Below are 17,791 nucleotides of genomic sequence, written 5' to 3' on the forward strand. Positions count from 1 at the left end.
ATCTGACTGGAGCTGGCATCACCCCCGGCGTTATAGGCATCCCAGATGAAATAGCCAATGCCACCATCAGCCTTCAGCATTTCGGCCGCGACGATGGCCAGCCAGGCCAGGCCAACGGCAATGCGGAGACCAGCAAACACGTAGGGTATGGTGGCCGGAATGACGATATCTTTTATATAGGCATTCTTGGGAAGTCTCAGAACCCTGGCGACATTGATGTAGTCCTCTGGGATCTCGCGAATGCCAATGGCCGTGTTGATGATGATCGGCCAGATCGCGGTGATAAAAATCACAAAGATGGCCGATGTGGTGGAATCCTGGAACACCATGAGGGTGATGGGAAACCAGGCCAGGGGAGGCACGGTCCGCAACACCTGGATCACAGGATCAAAGCCTTTGCCGAGGAATCGATTCATCCCCAGGATTCCGCCGAGGGTGATTCCCACAATGGCGGCCAGTCCGTAGCCCAGGGCCACGCGCTGCAGCGAGATCAGGATCTGCCAGGCCAGGCCCTTGCTGGTGCCCCCATCATCGAAGAAGGGATGGATGATGTACGGATCCCACGTGTCGACGACGACATTGACGGGGCCTGGCAGGCGGCCGACTCCCAGGATCAGGGACACCAGCTGCCAGATCAGAAGAAAGGTGCCGATGCAGATCAGGTAGGGGGACACCCGGGAGACCCAGATCGGCGTGATCCTTTTGGACTGACTGTGTGGTGCTGCTGCGCTCAGGGCCATGGGAGAGGGGTGGGTTTGGGCATGGTGAAGATCGAGCAGGCGGTCGTCCGCCTCAGGACATGGCCTTGATCTTCAGGGCGTCCAGGTAGGCCTTCGGATTTTCCGGGTCGAAGACGACCCCGTCGAAGAAGGTTTCCTTGCCACGGGAATCACTGGCCGGAATGGCCTTGTCCTGCCCGATCGCCTTGGCCGCCTCCTTCCAGAGGTCTGCACGGTTCACCTGGTTCACCAGGGCGTCGATGTCGGTGCTGGCGGGCAGATAGCCCCAGCGCATGTCTTCGACGACGAACCACTGGTCGTGGCTCTTGAAGGGGAAGGAGGCGTTTTCGCTCCAGAAGCGCATGCGATAGGGGCTGTCGGTCACCACGCGGCCGTCGCCGTAGTCGAAGTTGCCGGCCAGGCGGGGTTTGATGTCCTCGACGCTGGCCTTGAAGTACTTGTCCTTGGAGGTGATCTCGCAGAGTTCGTCGAGGTTGGCGGGGTCTTCGCACCACATCTGGGCTTCCAGGACTGCCTTCAGCAGGGCCTGGGTGGCCTTGGGGTTCTTCGCGACCCAGTCGGCACGCATCGAGAAGGATTTCTCGGGGTGGAACTTCCAGAGTTCACCGGTGACGGCGGCGGTATAGCCGAGCTTCTTGTTGACCAGGCGCTGGTTCCAGGGCTCGCCGACGCAGAAGGTGTCCATGGTGCCGGTCTGCATGTTGGCCACCATCTGGGGCGGGGGGACCACCACCAGGTCGGCGTCCTTGTTGGGGTCGATGCCGTTGGCGGCCAGCCAGTAGCGCATCCACAGGTCGTGGGTGCCGCCTGGGAAGGTGACGGCCGCCTTGAACTTCCGGCCGGTCTTGGCCGTAGCGGACACGGCATCGGCGAGGCCGGCCTTGTTGTCGATGGTGAGCTTGTTGGCCAGGAAGTCCTTCGAGACCGACAGGCCTTGCCCCTGCAGGTTCAGCCGGGCCAGGGTGGCCATCGGCAGCGGCTGCTTGCTCTTGGTGATCTTGCCCGCCGCCAGCAGAAGGGGCATCGGCGTGAGGATGTGGGCGCCCTCAATGCCGCCGCCGGCTCCACCCAGCTCCAGGTTGTCGCGGGTGACGGCCCAGGAGGTCTGCTTCATCACCTTCACCTCCGGCATGCCGTGTTTGGCGAAGAAGCCCTTTTCCTTGGCGATGATCAGGGGGGCGGCGTCGGTGAGGGCGATGAAGCCCAGGGTCACGCCGGGAACTTCAGGGGCATCGGCGCCACCACCGGCCGGGGTCGGGGTGGGGGCGGCCGCTTCTTTGGTGCCGCCACAGGCACTCAGCCAGATGGCGCCGGCCGTGGTGCCGGCGGCAGTGATCAGGAATTGGCGACGGGAAAGATTCGACATGGAGCCGGAGGGGGAGCCAGGGAGGACCGGAGGAAGGCACCTTCGGGTGCAGGTGTTCTCAGGACGGGCCTCACAACAAAGGGCACCGTGCCGGCGAAGATTGATGGGCTGGCGCTCAGGCTGACCAGTCACGAATCAAGAGACCACGCCAACAGCCCCCTCAAGAGTCGCGTCGGTTACCGATTCAGAAGTTGCCGGCGCAGCCGTTCGCCGCTGCGGGCCAGCAGCAGGCCGGTGGCCCGTTGGAGGGCCTCCTCAAGCCGCTCGAAGCGCCCGGCGAACCACAGGTAGGCTGCCACGTTCCAGCGCAGCGCCGGCATCAGGGCGCCTTCGCCGCAGAGGGCCGCCAGGGCCTGCGACTGCCACAGCTCCAGGCCCTGCCAAGGCACCTCGGCTGTTGTGATGCCGTGGTCGCGGGGGTGGAGCAGGATCCGCTCGGTGACGCCCTGGCGCACCCGGGCGGTGATGCCGGCGCGGGAGGTGGGCAGGTCGGTGGAGCCCTCCAGCCCCTTCACGGTCAGCAGGTCGGTCTCGCCGCAGTCCTGCAGGGCCTGCCAGGCCCGGGTCTCGGTGGGGGGATGGACGAAGCCGCTGACCAGCAGGTGTTCCCCATGGTGCGGCGTCCACAGCAGCTCCAGGCTCGCCACCGGCGGCCGTTTGCCGATGGCATCCCGGACCGGCACCAGCCTTTCGGCCAGGGGGAAATGGTCGGGCTGGTGGGTGAGGGCCATCCCATGGCGGTCGAGGCGCCGCTGGACATCGCTGAGCGGCAGGCCCGTTGAGGGGATGCCGATCGCCTCGAACAGCTCGGCCAGGGTGACGCCGAACTTCACCGGCATCGGTTCGCCGCCATGCAGCACCACGGGCTGGTCGTCGCTGGCCAGCACCAGGGCCACCAGGGGCAGCAGGGGGGCGGTGCGGCTGCGGCCGTCGTAGGGCACCCCGAAGCAGAGCGGCCGCCGTCCGGGTGTCTCCAGCACCGGGCCCCAGCGGCGGTAACTGTCGAGCATGCCGGCGAGCTCGGTGGGGTGGGGGCGGCGGATGCGGTGGGCGATCAGGAAGGCCCCCATCTGGGCGTCATCGACCAGCCCCCGCAGCATCAGGTCCATCGCCTCACCGGCTTCCTGACGATCCAGGCCGGTGCTGGTGTGTTCGCCGCTGCCCACCTTGCCGATCAGCTCACGGAAGCGGGCCCGCTCCGGGCCGAGCGCCCGCAGGCGCACCTGGCGCCGATCCTCCGCGGTGTCGGGCCCCAGGCGGGTCGGTTCTGGTAACAGTGACGACATGGGAGGACGGTTCCATGCCGGAAACTAACTGTTGTTGATCGGTGGGTCTGCGCAGCTTTCTCTGGCGCTCCCCGACAAACGATCTTTTCCGACGACGCAGCTCTCATCGGCGTCCCGGTATCCGACGACCCACCCGGGTTGCTTGCGTCCTCCTGCCAGGCAGGGATCCTCCGCGTGGCCGGCCATGCGGACCGCCGTTTTCGCATGACCAGCACCGACACCAGCAACGTGACCAGCTCCGGGCTCACCTCGCCGCCAGCGCCCAGCCTCAGCAAGATCGAACAGGCCAAGGCGGAGCTCTGCGGCCTGGATCTGGCCCCGCGGCTGGCGGAACTGGCCGCCGGGGGCTGGGAGTCCCTCGATGAGGCCACCCTGACGATCCGCCTCAAGTGGCTGGGGATCTTCTTCCGTCCCGTCACCCCCGGTCGCTTCATGGTTCGGCTGCGGCTGCCCAACGGCGTGATCCGGGCCGAACAGCTGGAAGCGCTGGGCGACGCGGTCGACTGCTGCGGCGAGCACGGCAGCGCCGACATCACCACCCGCCAGAACCTGCAGCTGCGGGGGCTGCTGCTGGAGGACATGGCGCCCCTGCTGGCGGCGCTGGAGCGCGTTGGCCTCACCAGCCGCCAGTCGGGCCACGACAACCCGCGCAACATCACCGGCAACCCCCTGGCCGGACTCGATCCTGAGGAACTGGTCGACACCCGCCCGCTGGTGGACGCCATCCAGGCCCGGCTGCTGGCCGATGGCGGCCCTCGCAACCTGCCGCGCAAGTTCAACGTGGCGGTAGGCGGCGCCCCCGACAGCTTCCTGCTCCACAACGACCTCGCCTTCCTGCCGGCGCCCCATCCGCAGGATCCGGCCGCGCCGCTCGGTTTCACGGTGATGGTGGGCGGCTTTTTCTCGGCCCAGCGCAACGAACTGGCCATTCCCCTCGGCCTCTGGCTGCGGCCTGACCAGCTGCCGGACTTCACCCTGGCCCTGCTGCGGCACTACGACACCCACGGCAACCGGGTCCAGCGCAACAAAAGCCGGCTGATGTATCTGATCGATGGCCTCGGGCTGGCGGCCTACCGCGCCGCCGTGCTGGCGGCCCACCGGGAGCTGGCCGGGGCTTCGGCGGCGCTGCCCCTGCCCCACGACGGCCGCCATCTGGTGGTGCGGTCCCCCCGCGACGGTCTGGGACTCCAGGCCCAGAAGCAGGCGGGCCTGCACTGGGCGGGGCTGCACGTGCCGATGGGGCGCCTCGACGCCGCCTCCATGCTCGAGCTGGCCCGCCTGGCGCGCATCTACGGCAGCGGTGAGCTGCGCTTCACCGAGGCCCAGAACGTGCTGATCGTGAATGTGCCGACCAATCACCTCGGGGCCCTGGAGGCCGAACCGCTGCTGGAACGGTTCCGCCTGGAGCCCGGCGCCCTGCAGGCCGAAGCGGTGAGCTGTACGGGCAGCCGTTACTGCAGCTTTGCCCTGATCCCCACCAAGCGCACCGCCCAGACGGTGATCGACGAACTGGAGCGGCGCCTGGAGCTGTCCGAGGCCGTGCGCAGCCACTGGACCGGCTGCCCCAACGCCTGCGGCCAGCCCTACATGGGCCAGATCGGCCTGATGGGGGCCAAGGCCCGCCAGGACGGCCAGATGGTGGAGGCAGCCAAGATCTTCCTGGGGGGCCGCCTGGATCAGGACCCGCAGCTGGCCGAACTGCACGGCAAGGCGGTGCCCCTGACCGAGCTCGCTGACGTGCTGGAGGGGTTGCTGGTGGAACGGTTCGGCGCCCGGCGGCGGGCTGCGCCCGTGACGGCCCCGTGACGGCCCCGTGACCGCCCCCCTCGCCGCCTGGGATCCCCTGCAACTGCCCGCCAGCGGCAGTCCCGAGCGCTGGCCCTGGCTGCAGGGCCTGCGGCGGGCCCAGGACCTTGACCTGGAGCCCTGGTTGCGGGCCGTCGAGTCCGGCCAGCTGCTGCCGGCCCTGGATCTCCTGGGCGCCCTGGCGGATCGGCTCGACGGCCCGGCGGCGGCGCGACTGCTGGCCTGGTGGCTGGCCGAGCCCGCGGCCGACCCGGCCCTGCTGGCCGTGATCGGTCGCCGCCGCCATCCCCGCTGCCGGGTCCTGCTGCGGCAGGCCCTGGAGGCAGCCAGCAGCGGCGCCGGGCGGAACGCGCTGCTGCTGCCCCTGCTGGGCCACCAGCGCGATCCCGCGGACTTCGCGCTGCTGCGGCAGCGGGCCCTGGCCCCCCTGCCACTGCAGCAGCGCCGTGCGGCCATCGAGGGCCTGGCGGTGGGGCTGGCTGCGTGGCCGGCGGCGCCCCTGCGGCAGACCCTGCGCCACCTCATCGGGGACCTGGATCCCGCCCTGGCGGCCACCGCCGTGGACCTGCTGGCCCGTCTGCCGGGGGGATCGGCGGACCTGGCCGGCCTCGATCGGGGCCGGCTGGCCCCGGAGCTGGCCCGACGGGTGGAGCGGCGCCTCGCCGGGGCGGCTCCGGTGACGGCGGCCGGGTGATCATGGAGTTCACCCCAGCGCCCATGCGGCGAGGCCGATGTTCCGTCACCTGCTGGTGCCCACCGACGGCTCCGATCTCTCGGACGGCGCCATCCGCCGGGCGGTGAGCTTCGCCCGCGAAACCGGGGCCACCATCACCTTCCTGCACGTGCTCGCCAACCTGTCGATGCCGCCCCAGGGCTCCCTCTACGGCGATCCGGTGCTGCTCGATCCGGCCGTGGTGGCGCAGTTCAGCCGGGCGGAGCGGGCCTACGCCGCCGGGCTGCTGGAGCGGGCCCGGGCCCTGGCCGAGGAGGCGGGCGTCCGCTGCGACACGGCCGTGGGCGAACACCCCGTCGTCCACGAGGCGATCATCGAGGCCGCCAGCCGCCATGGCTGTGATCTGATCTTCATGGCCTCCCATGGCCGCCGCGGTCTCGCCGGGCTGCTGCTGGGCAGCGAGACGCAGCGGGTGCTGACCCACTCCGACCTGCCCGTGCTGGTGTTTCGGCGCCCGGAGCCCGCCGCCGGCAACGATCAGGGGGCGCCCCCGGCCCCGACCGCGCCGGCCTGCTGAAGGCGCCAGCGCCGCACCACCTCCTCCACACCCAGGCCCTCGAGGTCGACCTGGGCATTGAGGCTCTGCATCGTGGCGGCGGGGATGCGGCCGGCCAGCGCCTCGATCACGGGCACCAGTTCCGGGCGCCGCCGCAGGGTGGCCGCGTTGAACACGGGCACCGCGTCGGAGGGGGGGAAGTAGTGGCGGTCGTCCTGCAGCTGCTGCAGATCGAGGGCGGGGATCAGGCCGTTGGTGGTGTCGCCGGCGATCAGGTCGACCCGCCCCTCGGCCAGGGCCCGGTAGGTGAGGCCGAGATCCATGGCCTCGGGCGGTTGGGCGAAGCGCAGCCCGTAGCGCCGGGCCAGGCCGGCGAAGCCATCCGGCCGGTTGAGGAATTCGTAGCCGAAGCCCGCCCGCCAGCGGGGGGTGTGGGGAGCCGCCTCGCTGATCGTGGCGATCCCCAGCCGCCGGGCCTCGGCGCGGCGCACCAGGATCGCGAAGCTGTTCTCGAACCCCAGCGAGGGGAACACGGTGAGCCCGAAGCGCTCGCCATAGAGCCGGCGCGTCTCCTCGAACACCCGCCGTCCTGGATCGGGCGTCTGCGGCGGTGGCGGCGGCTGGTCGAGCAGGGTGGTCCAGGCGGTGCCGGTGTACTCCACGTAGCCGTCGATGCGGCCGCTGCGCACGGCGGCGTGGATCAGGCCGGTGCCCCCCAGGCCGAAGTCCCGCTTCACGTTCAACGGGGTGCTGGCCTCGATCTGCTGGGCCAGCAGTTCCCCCAGGATCAGCTGCTCGGTGAAACTCTTGCTGCCGATCCGCACCGTGCCGGCGCTGGGGACCGGCAGCAGCCGCAGCGCCAGTACGGCCCCCAGGGCCAGGACTGCCAGACCCCAGGCCAGTCGCAGCGGCCGTCGCCGCCCGCCGCTGGGACCCTTGGCACGGGGCTGGGCCAGCCGCCATTCCAGCCACCCCAGGCCGCCATCGGCGAGCAGGGCGATGGCGGCGGCCGGCAGGGCCCCGGCCAGGATCAGGCCGTTGTTCACCGTGGCGATGCCCCGGAAGATGAACACCCCCAGGCCACCGGCACCGATGGCGGCAGCAATCGTGGCCACCCCCACGCCAATCACCGTGGCCACCCGGAGGCCGGCCATCAGGGTGGGCAGGGCCAGGGGCAGCTCCACGCGCAGCAGCACCTGACGCTCGCTGAGTCCGAGGGCATGCCCGGCCTGCTTCAGCCCCGTGGACACCTGGGCCAGGCCGGTGACCAGGCCCCGCAGCAGGGGCAGCAGGGCGTAGAGGGTGAGGGCCACGATCGCCGGGGTGGTGCCGATGCCCCCCAGCAGCGGCACGGTGAGCAGCAGGCCGAAGATCGCCAGGCTCGGCACCGTCTGCACCGTGCTGGCGGCCGCCAGCACCGGCCCGGCCCAGCGGGGCCGGCGGCTGATCCACAGGCCCAGCGGCAGGCTGATCGCCAGGGCCAGGCCGATGGCGGTGCCCACCAGCAGCAGGTGCTCGCCGCTGCGCTGCAGGATTTCCCCCGCCAGGGCGCCGTCCCACCAGGCCGGCGGCCACCGGGACGTCATGGCGCCTCGGCCGGCGTCAGGGCCCGGGTGGCCTGAAACACGGGCACGCTGACGCCGATGAGCAGCAGGGCCCAGCCGCCGTTGGCGGTGTCGTTGAGCAGGGCGCCCACCAGAAAGGCGATGGATCCCACCAGCACGATGGCGGTGCTCCAGGGGTGGCCCCAGGCCTGGAACGGCCTTGGCCGCTCCGGCTCCCGCCGGCGCAGCACGAACAGGCAGACGATCCCCACCAGGTAGAGGCTCACGTAGAGGAACGCCGCCAGCCCGAGCAGGATCGTGAAGTCGCCGCAGAGCACCAGCAGCGCCGAGGCCAGGCTGGTGAGCACCAGGGCCACGGTGGGGGTGCCGCCCCGGTTCACCCGGTCGACCAGGGGGCTGAACAGCTTGTCCCGGCTGAGGCCGTAGAGGATGCGGGGGGCGCCCATGATCGAGGCGTTGATCAGGCCCGCCAGGGACACCAGGGCCAGCACGGTGATCGCCTGGCCGCCGAAGGCGCCGAACAGCAGGGCGGCTGCGTCGGCCACCGGCAGGCTGGAGACGGCGATCACCTTCAGGGGCAGCACCCGCAGCAGGGCCAGGTTGAACAGGGTGTAAATGGCGATCACCGCCAGCACCCCGCCGATCAGGGAGCGGGGCAGGTCCTCCTGGGGTTCGCTGAACTCCTCGGAGAAGTAGATGGGGCTGTGCCAGCCGTCGTAGGTGGTGACGATCGCCTGCAGGGAGAACACCAGCGCGACCGCCATCCCCGTCCAGCCCGCCGGTGTGGCCAGCGCCGTCGCCGTGGTGGGGATGGCCGCACTGGCGGCGGCGCGGCTGTCGGGGCCGCCCAGCAGGAAGCAGGCCGCCACCACCGCCAGGAAGGCGACCGCCTTGGCCAGGCTCAGCAGCTTCTGGCTGCCGCTGCCGGCCTCCACCCCCAGCAGCTGGATGAGGGTGAACAGGGCCACCACCCCAAGCCCCACCAGCTTTTCGGGCAGCTCCAGGCCCGGCATCAGGAAGGCCGCGTACTCCCCGATCGTGACCGCCACCCAGGCGATGCCGGTGCAGTGGCCGATCCAGTCCATCCAGCCCACGGTGAAGCCGGCCGCATCCCCGAAGCAGCGCCGGGCGTAGACGTACCAGCCGCCGGCCAGGGGTAGGCTGGCCCCCAGTTCCGCCACGGCGTTGGCGCCGAGCAGGGCATAGAGGCCGCCGGCCAGCCAGGCTGCCACCACCCAGGGGCCGCTGCCCAGCTGGGCCGCCACCAGGCCGGGGGTGCGCAGGATGCCGGCACCGATGGTGCCGCCCACGGCGCCGGCGATGCCGAAGGTCACCCCCAGCACGTTGAGCAGGCGGCCAGGGGTCTGGGCGGTCGACGCCAGCTCCGGGGCCACCGGATCGGGGGGAGCGGAGCGGGTCAGGAGGCGATCACCCGTTCCAGCAGGGCCTGGAGCTCCTCCAGTTCGTGACGGCTCAGCAGCCAGTCGCCCTGCTGATCCTTGGTGACGCGGGCCTCGATGATCCAGCCGTCCTCCGTGCGCGCGACGGCGAAGTGGGGGGACTGGAAGGGGGCGACCATGGGCTGGCGGGAAGGAAGCGGTACCTCCTGCTTAGCCAGATCCGCCAGCAGCGGCGGTGGGCCCAGCTGCTCGAGCCGGAACGTGGCGCCGTAGCTGGGGGTGGGCTGCTGGGAATAGAAGCGGGCGGGGGCGGGCCGGCCCAGACGGCGGCGGCCGCTGGCCACCAGGGCGGCGGTCCGGCTGCGGGAGCGCAGGGTCTGCAACACCAGCGTCTGCAGCCAGTCGGGCGCGGTGCTCCAGCCCAGGGCGGCGCAGGTCTGGCGGTCCAGCAGGCCCATCAGCCCCCGGCGCGAAGGCCTCCCGCTCCACCCGCTCGTTCAGGGCCAGCAACGCCTCCAGGCTGGGGGGCAGCGCCGCGATCCGCATCCGTTCGCCCACCCCGCACCAGAAGCGGAACAGGTGCTCCTGCTCCAGGGGGGTCAGGGGCCGCCAGCCGTAGCGGGCCAGCCAGCGGATCGGCTCGGCCACGAAGGTGGAGAGCACGTAGAGGAAATCGTCGTTACCGATCGCGTAGTGGCCATGGATGCGGTTCATGCTCGCGATCACCGCCGCTCCGGCCGGGCTATCCAGGCCACGGCGCAGCAGTTCAGCCACCATCAGGCCCGTGTCGTCGTAGCGCTTGCGGGGCCGGCGCTCGAATTCCCCGGTGCGGGCCAGCAGGCCGGAGATGGAGGGCACGCAGAAGGTCTTGAGCAGGGCCAGTTCCAGGGCCCGGGTGAGGTCCCAGGGGAACAGCTCCCCCGCCAGCCGGTGGGCGGTGGCCTCGGCGGCCCGCAGGGTCGCGGCGGCGTCGGCAGGGTCGGTGGGGGAGCGCATCGGGCTGGGGTCAGAAGCGGGAGCCGGGCTGCAGCAGGAACGCCTCCTCCTCGGGGCTGCTCGGCCGCCCGAGGGCCTGGTTGCGATGGGGGAAGCGACCGAAGCGGGCGATCACCGCATGGTGGCGGTGGGCGAACTCCGCAGTGCGGGCGTCGGTGTGGCGCTCGAACAGGGGCAGACCCAGTGCCTGCAGGGCCAGATCCTCGCGGTGCATCAGGGGCATCAGCCAGAACGGCCGCCGTTGCGGGGCCGGCTCCGCCTCCACCCAGCCGGCCTCCAGGGCCCGCAGGGTGAGGGCCTGGGCCTGGCCATCGCCGGCAAAGGCGCGGGCCTGGTCGCGCCAGATCTGGCGGGGGAACTGGTCGAGCAGCAGCAGCAGGGCCAGGGCGTCGGCGGCGCTGGTGCCCCAGATGTCCAGGCCGCCGGCCAGGGCCTGGTCGGTGAGTGCCCCGAACCGATCCAGGACGATCCGGTCGCCGTCGGGACCGGGTCGGAACCAGGCGGAGGAGGGCGTCTCCGCGAACCAGAAGTGCAGCACCTCCTGCGGGGTCGGCATGGCTCAGACGAGGAATCGGTGCAGCAGAAATGGAAGCACCATCAGCAGCAGGGCGATGGCCACCAGGGCCGTCAGGTGGCTGATGCCGTAGGGAACCACCACCAGCAGCACCCCGCAGCCCAGGGCCACCGCATGGGCCTGCTTCCTGCCATAGAGCACGTAGCCCAGTCCGACCGACCCGATCGCCAGCGTCAGCAGCTGGCGGAGGCTGGGATCGCTGCCCATGGAACCTGGCCCTGAGCGGCGGACGCCCCCATGCTGGGGCTCCCATCGCCGTCCTGCCCACCCATGACCCACCTGGTGGTGCTCCAGCACCTGGAACGGGAAGGACCGGGCCGCTTTGCCGAGGAGGCCCTTCGCCGGGGTTGGACGGTGACGCTGTGCCGGCCCGACCGGGGGGAGCCGATGCCCCGTCTTGGCCCCGACCAGGCCCTGCTGGTGCTCGGCGGACCGATGGGCGTCGCTGACATCGGTTCGCCGTCGTTCCCCTGGCTGGCGGCGGAGGTGGCCCTGCTGCGGGAGTGCCTGGCCTGCGAGCGCCCGGTGATCGGCCTGTGTCTGGGGGCCCAGCTGCTGGCCTTCGCCGCCGGGGGCCAGGTGGTGCCGCTGGTCACGGGGGACCCCCCCGTGCGCGACTATGAGGTGGGCTGGGGGCCGGTGTCCTGGACGCGGACCCAGGAGCAGGAACCGGTGCTCGCCGGGATCGACGCCGCCCTGCCGGTGCTGCACTGGCATGGGGACCGGATCCAGCTGCCGGCCGGGGCCACCCTGCTGGGGTCCACGCCCCTCTGCGCCGAGCAGATGTTCCGCATCGGCCACCACGCCCACGGGCTCCAGTTCCACGTGGAGGTGACGGACGCTGCCCTGGAGGTCTGGCTCGATGAGGATGGCGACTACGTGCGCCAGGCCCTCGGACCCGACGGCGTGACGCAGCTGCGGGCCGGCCGTGAGCGCTGGGGCCAGGAGGGGGAGCGCCAGGGGCGTCGGCTGATCAACAACCTGCTGGATCGGGCCCGTGCCCTGCTGGCGGGGTATCCCCTGCTGTGAGGTCCAACCCGCTGGCCAGGGCGTCGGCCAGCTGGCGGCGCCGCTGCTCCACGGCCCCATCCTCCAGCAGCCGCTCCGCCAGGGTCAGCCCCGCCTGGAGGCTCTCGCTGATCCCGGCGCGCCAGAGCAGAAAGCCAGCGTTCCAGATCAGTCCCGCCACCAGGGGCCCTGAGGCCGCCAGGGCGTCCCGGGCCTGGCCCCGCCACTGGGCCAGGCTCTCTAGGGGCACCTCCGGGGCCCCCAGGCCGTGGTCCCGGGCCCGCAGGATCAGCCGCTCCGACGCTCCCCCCGCTCCCCTCTGCCGGTGGGAGGCGATCGCCACCCGGTTGGTGGGCAGCTCCACGCCCCCCTCCATCCCCTTGATCAGCAGCAGCTCGTCCTGGCCGGTGGCGGCCAGGGCCAGGCGGGCCAGCCGCTCGGTGGGGGCGTGGACGAAGCCGCTGACCTGCAGGTGGGGGCCGTCGTGGCAGCTCCAGAGCAATTCCAGGGTGGCGACCGGCGGGCGCTTGCCGATCTGCTCCCGCAGCGGCACCAGCCGCTCGGCGGCCGGGAAGTGGGCCGGCTGGTGCAGCAGGGCCAGCCCTTCCTGGGCGAAGTGGCGGTTCACCGCGCTCCAGGGGATGTGGCGGCGGTCCAGGTCGAGGGCGGCCAGGGCCTCGGCGGTGGTGAAGCCGTACTTCACCGGCATCGGACCGCCGCCGTGCAGCACCACCCCGACGCCTGCCGTCACCAGCAGCAGGGCCACCAGGGGCAGCAGCGGTGCGGAGCGGCTGCGGCCATCGAAGGGCACGCCGAAACTCAGCACCCGGCGTGGGCTCGCCGCCAGCCGCGGCCCGCGGCGCCCGTAGCTGTCGAGCATCCCGGCCAGCTCCTGGGGCTCGGGCCGCCGCAGGCGATGGGCGATCAGGAAGGCACCGGCCTGGGCGTCGCTGCAGCGCCCGTCGAGCAGCAGATCGAGGGCTTCACCGGCCTCGGCCCGGCTCAGGGCCCGGCCGCTGCGTTCGCCGCTGCCCAGGGCGGCGATCAGTTCGCGGCAACGGCGGCGGTCGGCCCCCAGGGCGTCGCCATGCTGCTGACGCCGCTGCGTCGTCCAGGCCTCACGGGAGCTCGGCGTCGACATGCGCGGCGGCCTCCATACGGTGATCCCTAGGGTGAGGGGCATGCCCGGGATCATCGCAAGCCCCCTCCTGCTGGTGGTGCATGGCCGCGCCGGTGGGGTGATCCCCTCCGAACTGCAGGACCTGGTCCGCCAGCTGGAAGGGGGCCGCGGGGCGCCCGTGGCCCTGGAGGCCCTCACCGCTGGGGAACCCCCGGCCCTGCCGGTCGGCAGCAGCGCGGCCCCCCTCCTGCTGGTGCCCCTGTTTCTCCTGCCCGGCAGCCATGTGCGCCGGGACGTGCCGCAGATCGCCGCACGATGCCGTCGTCGCGGGCCGCTGCGGCGCCTGCCCTTCCTGGGCTCCTGGCCGTCCTGGCAGGGCGCCCTGGCCGCCGAGCTGGCGTCCCTGAAGGCCGAGGCGGAGGTGGGGCCCTGGTTGCTGCATCACCCCCTGGAGGGGCCCCTGGGGGCGGCATTCCTGGCCCACCTGGAGGCCGTCACCGGTGGCCGTTGCCGCGCCACTCCATACAGTGCCCCCAACCCTGCGGACGCTCCGCTGTCCCTGCCTGGCCCCGCCCTGCCCCTGGCCCTGGCGGCCAACCGGCTCACCGACGCCCTGCCGTCGCCGCTCGGCGTGCCGCTGCTGCAGCGGCCCCGGTTCCGGGCCGTGGTGCTGGAGGCGCTGATGGCCTTGCCATGACGGAGCCATGACGGACGAGACCCTGGCCCCCACGGCGAACGACGGCCCCGGCACGGTGTACCTGGTGGGGGCCGGCCCCGGGGATCCCGACCTGCTCACCCTGCGGGCCTACCGGCTGCTGCGGCAGTGCGATGCCCTCGTCTACGACTCCCTGGTGCCCACCGCCCTGCTGGATCTGGTGCCCGAGGGGTGCGAGCGGCACTTCGTCGGCAAGCGCCGCGGCTTCCATTCGGTACCCCAGCCCAGTACCAACGCCGTGCTGCGCGAGCTGGCCGGCCGCCGCCGCCTGATCGTGCGCCTCAAGGGCGGCGATCCGTTCCTGTTCGGCCGCGGTGGTGAGGAGGCGGCCCACCTGGCCGCCCACGGGATCCCGGTGCAGGTGGTGCCCGGGGTCACGGCCGGCATCGCCGCCCCCGCCTACGCCGGCATTCCGGTCACCCACCGGCGGGCGGGTTCGAGCGTCACCTTCGTGACGGGCCATGAGGAGATCGACAAGCGCCGTCCCGGCGTAGACTGGCGCGGCCTGGCCCGCAGCAGTGACGGCCTGGTGATCTACATGGGCCTGCACAACCTGCGCCACATCGTCGCGGAGCTGATCGCGGGGGGGCTGGCCCCCACCACCCCCGCCGCCGTGATCCAGCAGGGCACCGTGCGGGGCCAGCGGCAGCTGGTGGCCACGTTGGAGGTGCTGGCCGACCGGGTGGAGGCCGAGGCGTTCGCTTCGCCCTCGATCGTGGTGGTGGGGGCGGTGGTGGAGGAGCGGGTGGCCTCCTGCGCGCCGTCCCCCGCTGATGTGGCGATGCCGATCCCCTTCTGAGACCGCCGATGCCGCTGCTGGCCGTGCCGTTGCTGATTGTTGGCCTGGCGGCCGCGGTGGGTGGCGCTGCGGGCGGGGCCAGGGCCGCGGCCCCATCGCTGCTGGTGAGCGCGGCGGCCAGTCTCTCAGGGCCGCTGCAGGCGCTGGCGGCCCCCTTCGCGAGGGCCCAGCGTGCAGTGCCGCCCCAGTTCAACTTCGGCGCCTCCGGTCTGCTGCAGCAGCAGATTCAGCAGGGGGCGCCCGTGGATGTGTTCCTCTCCGCCGGGGTCCGGCCGATGGACACCCTGGAGAAGGCGGGCCTGCTGCTGGCCGGCAGCCGGAGGGATGTGCTTGGCAACCGGCTGGTCCTGGTGGTGCCGGCCCGGGCGCCGCAGCGGACCCTGGCGATCGCCGGCCTGGCGGGGCCCGGGGTGGGGCGCATCGCCATCGGCGATGGCACCGTCCCCGCCGGCGACTACGCCCGCCAGGTGCTGGTCCACTTCGGCCTCACCGCCGCCGTGGCCCCGAAGCTGGTGCCCCTGGGTTCGGTCCGGGCCGTGGCCCGGGCGGTGGCGGCCGGCAACGTGGACGCCGGGTTCGTCTACCGCAGCGACGTGGTGCAGCTGGGGGGGCTGCGGGTGGTGGCGACGGCCCCGGCGACCAGCCATGCCCCGATCCGTTACAGCGGCGCGGTGCTGCGCGGCAGCCGCCAGCCCCAGCTGGCCCTGGCCTACCTGCGCTCCCTGGGCACCCCCGCCGCCCAGGCGCGGTTCCGCCGCGAGGGCTTTGAGTCCCTGTCCGACCGGGTCCCCTGATGGAGGCCGCCCAGGGACTGTCGCCCCTGGTGCTGTCCCTGCGCAGCGCCGCCCTGGCGGTGCTGCTGGTGACCCCGGCGGCGTTTCTCGCCGCCGACCGGGTGCGGCGCTGGCGAGGCTCGCGGCGCGCTGCGGCCGACCTGCTGCTCCTGTCGCCCCTGGTGCTGCCGCCCACCGTGCTGGGCTTCGTGCTGCTGCAGCTGCTGGGCCGCTACGGCCCCCTGGGGGAGCCGTTGGCGCGGCTGGGGCTGGAGCTGGTATTCAGCTGGCCCGCGACGGTGCTGAGCGCAGCGATGGCGGCCTTCCCCCTGATCTACCGCACCCTGCTGGCGGCGCTGGAGCAGCTGGATCCCGGCCTGGAGGCGGTGGCCCGCAGCCTGGGGGCGGGGCCCTGGCGGGTGTGGCGGCGGATCACCCTGCCCCTGGTGCTGCCTGGGCTGGGGGCGGGCCTCAGCCTCGGCTACGCCCGGGCCCTGGGGGAGTTCGGCACCACCTTGATGCTGGCGGGCAACATCCCCGGCCGCACCCAGACCCTGCCCCTGGCCATCTACGCGGCCGTCGACGCCGGCGACCTGCCCCAGGCCTGGGTGTGGACCGGTCAGGTGTTGCTGCTGAACGGCCTCTGCCTGGCGTTGGTGCAGCTGTTTCTGAGCCGGGGGCGCCGGCCGGGGCTGGAGGGCGCCACCGCGCCGGAGTCGCTGCCCGTGCCCCTCCCCCCAGCCGCGCCCGCCATCCCGGCCGCCAGCACTGCCGTCGCGCCGGGCCCCTTCGCCCTCCGTTTCGAACTCCACCGGCGACACGGCGGGTTCCGCTTCCACCTGGCCCTCGACACCGCCTGCCGTCGGCTGGCGATCCTGGGTCCCTCCGGGGCGGGCAAGAGCCTGCTGCTGCGCCTCCTGGCCGGTCTGGAGCGACCGCAGGCCGGCTGGATCGAACTCAACGGCCGGGTGCTGTTCGACGCGGAACGGGGCATCGATCTGCCGCCGGAGCGGCGCCGCATCGCCGTGATGCTTCAGCACGATGCCCTCTTCCCCCACCTGAGCGTGGCCGCCAACGTGGCTTTCGGGCTGGCCCACCTGCCGCCGGCCGAACGCCAGGCCAGGGTGGCCGCCCAGCTGGCGGCAGTGGGGTTGCTGGAGCAGGCAAGGCACTATCCCGCCCAGCTCTCGGGCGGTCAGCAGCAGCGCGCGGCCCTGGCCAGGGCCCTGGTGACCGAACCGGATCTGCTGCTGCTGGATGAGCCCCTCTCCTCCCAGGACGCCCATCGCCGCCGTCGCCTGCAGCAGCTGATGGAGGACCTGCTGGCCCGCTCCGCCGTGCCCACCCTGCTGGTCACCCACGACATGGAGGAGGCCTACCGGCTGTGCGAGGAGCTGCTGGTGATCGATCGGGGGGCGCGGTTGCGCCAGGGGCCCCGGTGGGAGGTGTTCGAGCGACCCGGGGCGGTGGCGGTGGCGCGACTCACGGGCTGCAAGAACATCTCGGCGGTTCAGCGGCTCGGGCCCACCCGGCTGCGGGCCCTGGCCTGGGGGATGGACCTGGAGACGCCGGAGCCCCTGGAGGCGTCCATCAGCCACGTGGGGATGCGGGCCCACCATCTTGAACTCGCCACCGCCCCCGTGCCCGGGGCGTCCCACCACTGGCCCTGCCGGGTGGTGCGGGTGAGCGAGGGACCGTTGCATGTCACCGTCTTCGTGGTGCCGGAAGCCGCCCCCTTGGGTGCCGTGCCCCCACAGCCGATCCTGGTCGAACTGCGCCGACGGGCGTGGAAGGCCCTGGGCCCGGCCGCCGCCACCGGCCCCCTGGTGCTCTCCCTGCCCGTGGGCTGCCTGCTGACGCTGCAATGAGCGCCATGCTGGGTGCACCCCCACGCCGCCTTCGTTTCGGCATGAGCCAGCCCGGCCTCTCGCACCTCAACGCCGCCGGCCAGGTGCACATGGTGGAGGTGGGCGACCGGCCCGCCAGCGACCGCCGCGCCGTGGCCGAGGGCCACATCACCATGGCGCCCGAGGTGCTGGCCCTGGTGCTGGAGGGCCGGGCGGCCAAGGGTGACGTGCTGGCGGTGGCCCGGGTGGCGGCGATCCAGGGCGCCAAGCGCACCTGGGAGCTGATCCCCCTGTGCCACCCGATCGCCCTCACGGGCCTGCAGGTGCTGATCGAGCCCAGCGCCGACGGCAGCGGCCTGCGGCTGCAGGTCAGCGCCCGCACCAACGGCGCCACCGGGGTGGAGATGGAGGCGCTCACGGCAGTGCAGGTGGGCCTGCTCACCCTCTACGACATGGTCAAGTCGGCCGATCCGGCCATGACCATCGGCCCGGTGCGACTGCTGCGCAAGGAAGGCGGCCGCAGGGGGCTCTGGGAGCATCCCGCCGTCCGGGGCCTGGGGGAGCAGA

Annotated in this window: 19 protein-coding genes; 9 read left to right on the top strand and 10 right to left on the bottom strand. The window is 72.3% G+C overall.

Features of this window, described 5'->3' with window-relative positions:
- From ntrB to KBZ04_RS04505, 3 genes are all read right to left on the bottom strand, one after another.
- Window positions 1–740, bottom strand: a 740-nt coding sequence (ntrB, locus tag KBZ04_RS04495; RefSeq protein WP_254990716.1) for a nitrate ABC transporter permease, incomplete at its 3' end; no start/stop codon positions are given.
- A 52-nt stretch (window positions 741–792) separates the two neighbouring features.
- A complete protein-coding gene (locus tag KBZ04_RS04500; protein ID WP_254990717.1) occupies window positions 793–2,106 on the bottom strand; it encodes a CmpA/NrtA family ABC transporter substrate-binding protein in 1,314 nt (437 codons plus the stop codon).
- Window positions 2,107–2,282: 176 nt separating this feature from the next.
- On the bottom strand, window positions 2,283–3,392 hold the full coding sequence (locus tag KBZ04_RS04505; RefSeq protein WP_254990718.1) for an anthranilate phosphoribosyltransferase: 1,110 nt from the start codon (window positions 3,390–3,392) through the stop codon (window positions 2,283–2,285).
- A 204-nt stretch (window positions 3,393–3,596) separates the two neighbouring features.
- Between KBZ04_RS04505 and KBZ04_RS04510 the strand changes: the two genes are divergently transcribed.
- From KBZ04_RS04510 to KBZ04_RS04520, 3 genes are read left to right on the top strand one after another with little or no spacing between them, the layout of a single operon-like run.
- Window positions 3,597–5,198 (top strand): ferredoxin--nitrite reductase, encoded by a 1,602-nt coding sequence (locus KBZ04_RS04510; RefSeq protein ID WP_254990719.1) that lies wholly within the window; start codon window positions 3,597–3,599, stop codon window positions 5,196–5,198.
- A 7-nt stretch (window positions 5,199–5,205) separates the two neighbouring features.
- On the top strand, window positions 5,206–5,892 hold the full coding sequence (locus tag KBZ04_RS04515) for a hypothetical protein (protein WP_254990720.1): 687 nt from the start codon (window positions 5,206–5,208) through the stop codon (window positions 5,890–5,892).
- A 37-nt stretch (window positions 5,893–5,929) separates the two neighbouring features.
- Window positions 5,930–6,448 (top strand): universal stress protein, encoded by a 519-nt coding sequence (locus KBZ04_RS04520; protein WP_254990721.1) that lies wholly within the window; start codon window positions 5,930–5,932, stop codon window positions 6,446–6,448.
- Here the strand turns inward: KBZ04_RS04520 and KBZ04_RS04525 are convergent.
- From KBZ04_RS04525 to KBZ04_RS04550, 6 genes are read right to left on the bottom strand one after another with little or no spacing between them, the layout of a single operon-like run.
- Window positions 6,409–8,013, bottom strand: a complete 1,605-nt coding sequence (locus KBZ04_RS04525; protein ID WP_254990722.1) for an ABC transporter permease/substrate-binding protein — start codon at window positions 8,011–8,013, stop codon at window positions 6,409–6,411. The two genes, KBZ04_RS04520 and KBZ04_RS04525, sit on opposite strands and share 40 nt — an antisense overlap.
- A complete protein-coding gene (locus KBZ04_RS04530) occupies window positions 8,010–9,386 on the bottom strand; it encodes an APC family permease (RefSeq protein ID WP_254990723.1) in 1,377 nt (458 codons plus the stop codon). The genes KBZ04_RS04525 and KBZ04_RS04530 overlap by 4 nt, the downstream gene beginning before the upstream one ends.
- Window positions 9,387–9,409: 23 nt before the next feature.
- Window positions 9,410–9,571: a hypothetical protein gene (locus tag KBZ04_RS04535; protein ID WP_254990724.1), complete on the bottom strand. Its 162-nt coding sequence runs from the start codon at window positions 9,569–9,571 to the stop codon at window positions 9,410–9,412.
- Between the two features lie 31 nt (window positions 9,572–9,602).
- Complete coding sequence (locus tag KBZ04_RS04540; RefSeq protein WP_254990725.1) at window positions 9,603–10,388, bottom strand: oxygenase MpaB family protein; 786 nt, start codon at window positions 10,386–10,388, stop codon at window positions 9,603–9,605.
- Between the two features lie 10 nt (window positions 10,389–10,398).
- Window positions 10,399–10,944, bottom strand: coding sequence for a DUF924 family protein (locus KBZ04_RS04545; protein ID WP_254990726.1), 546 nt, complete (start codon window positions 10,942–10,944; stop codon window positions 10,399–10,401).
- 3 nt (window positions 10,945–10,947) lie between these two features.
- Window positions 10,948–11,169, bottom strand: a complete 222-nt coding sequence (locus KBZ04_RS04550) for a hypothetical protein (RefSeq protein ID WP_254990727.1) — start codon at window positions 11,167–11,169, stop codon at window positions 10,948–10,950.
- Between the two features lie 63 nt (window positions 11,170–11,232).
- Between KBZ04_RS04550 and KBZ04_RS04555 the strand changes: the two genes are divergently transcribed.
- The gene (locus tag KBZ04_RS04555; RefSeq protein ID WP_254990728.1) at window positions 11,233–11,991 is read left to right on the top strand and encodes a type 1 glutamine amidotransferase; all 759 of its coding nucleotides are present in this window, start codon (window positions 11,233–11,235) and stop codon (window positions 11,989–11,991) included.
- Here KBZ04_RS04555 and KBZ04_RS04560 read toward each other — a convergent pair.
- On the bottom strand, window positions 11,936–13,111 hold the full coding sequence (locus tag KBZ04_RS04560; RefSeq protein WP_254990730.1) for an anthranilate phosphoribosyltransferase: 1,176 nt from the start codon (window positions 13,109–13,111) through the stop codon (window positions 11,936–11,938). The two genes, KBZ04_RS04555 and KBZ04_RS04560, sit on opposite strands and share 56 nt — an antisense overlap.
- A 40-nt stretch (window positions 13,112–13,151) precedes the next feature.
- Between KBZ04_RS04560 and KBZ04_RS04565 the strand changes: the two genes are divergently transcribed.
- From KBZ04_RS04565 to moaC, 5 genes are all read left to right on the top strand, one after another.
- Window positions 13,152–13,787, top strand: coding sequence for a CbiX/SirB N-terminal domain-containing protein (locus tag KBZ04_RS04565; protein ID WP_254990731.1), 636 nt, complete (start codon window positions 13,152–13,154; stop codon window positions 13,785–13,787).
- Between the two features lie 7 nt (window positions 13,788–13,794).
- On the top strand, window positions 13,795–14,604 hold the full coding sequence (gene cobA, locus KBZ04_RS04570; RefSeq protein WP_254990732.1) for a uroporphyrinogen-III C-methyltransferase: 810 nt from the start codon (window positions 13,795–13,797) through the stop codon (window positions 14,602–14,604).
- Window positions 14,605–14,612: 8 nt separating this feature from the next.
- On the top strand, window positions 14,613–15,398 hold the full coding sequence (gene modA / locus KBZ04_RS04575) for a molybdate ABC transporter substrate-binding protein (RefSeq protein ID WP_254990733.1): 786 nt from the start codon (window positions 14,613–14,615) through the stop codon (window positions 15,396–15,398).
- On the top strand, window positions 15,398–17,245 hold the full coding sequence (gene modB, locus KBZ04_RS04580) for a molybdate ABC transporter permease subunit (RefSeq protein ID WP_254990734.1): 1,848 nt from the start codon (window positions 15,398–15,400) through the stop codon (window positions 17,243–17,245). The genes modA and modB overlap by 1 nt, the downstream gene beginning before the upstream one ends.
- 41 nt (window positions 17,246–17,286) lie before the next feature.
- Window positions 17,287–17,791: cyclic pyranopterin monophosphate synthase MoaC (moaC, locus tag KBZ04_RS04585; RefSeq protein ID WP_254990735.1), on the top strand; the 505-nt coding region annotated here is incomplete at its 3' end.

The sequence above is a fragment of the Cyanobium sp. N5-Cardenillas genome (assembly GCF_024345515.1).
GTDB lineage: Bacteria > Cyanobacteriota > Cyanobacteriia > PCC-6307 > Cyanobiaceae > Cyanobium.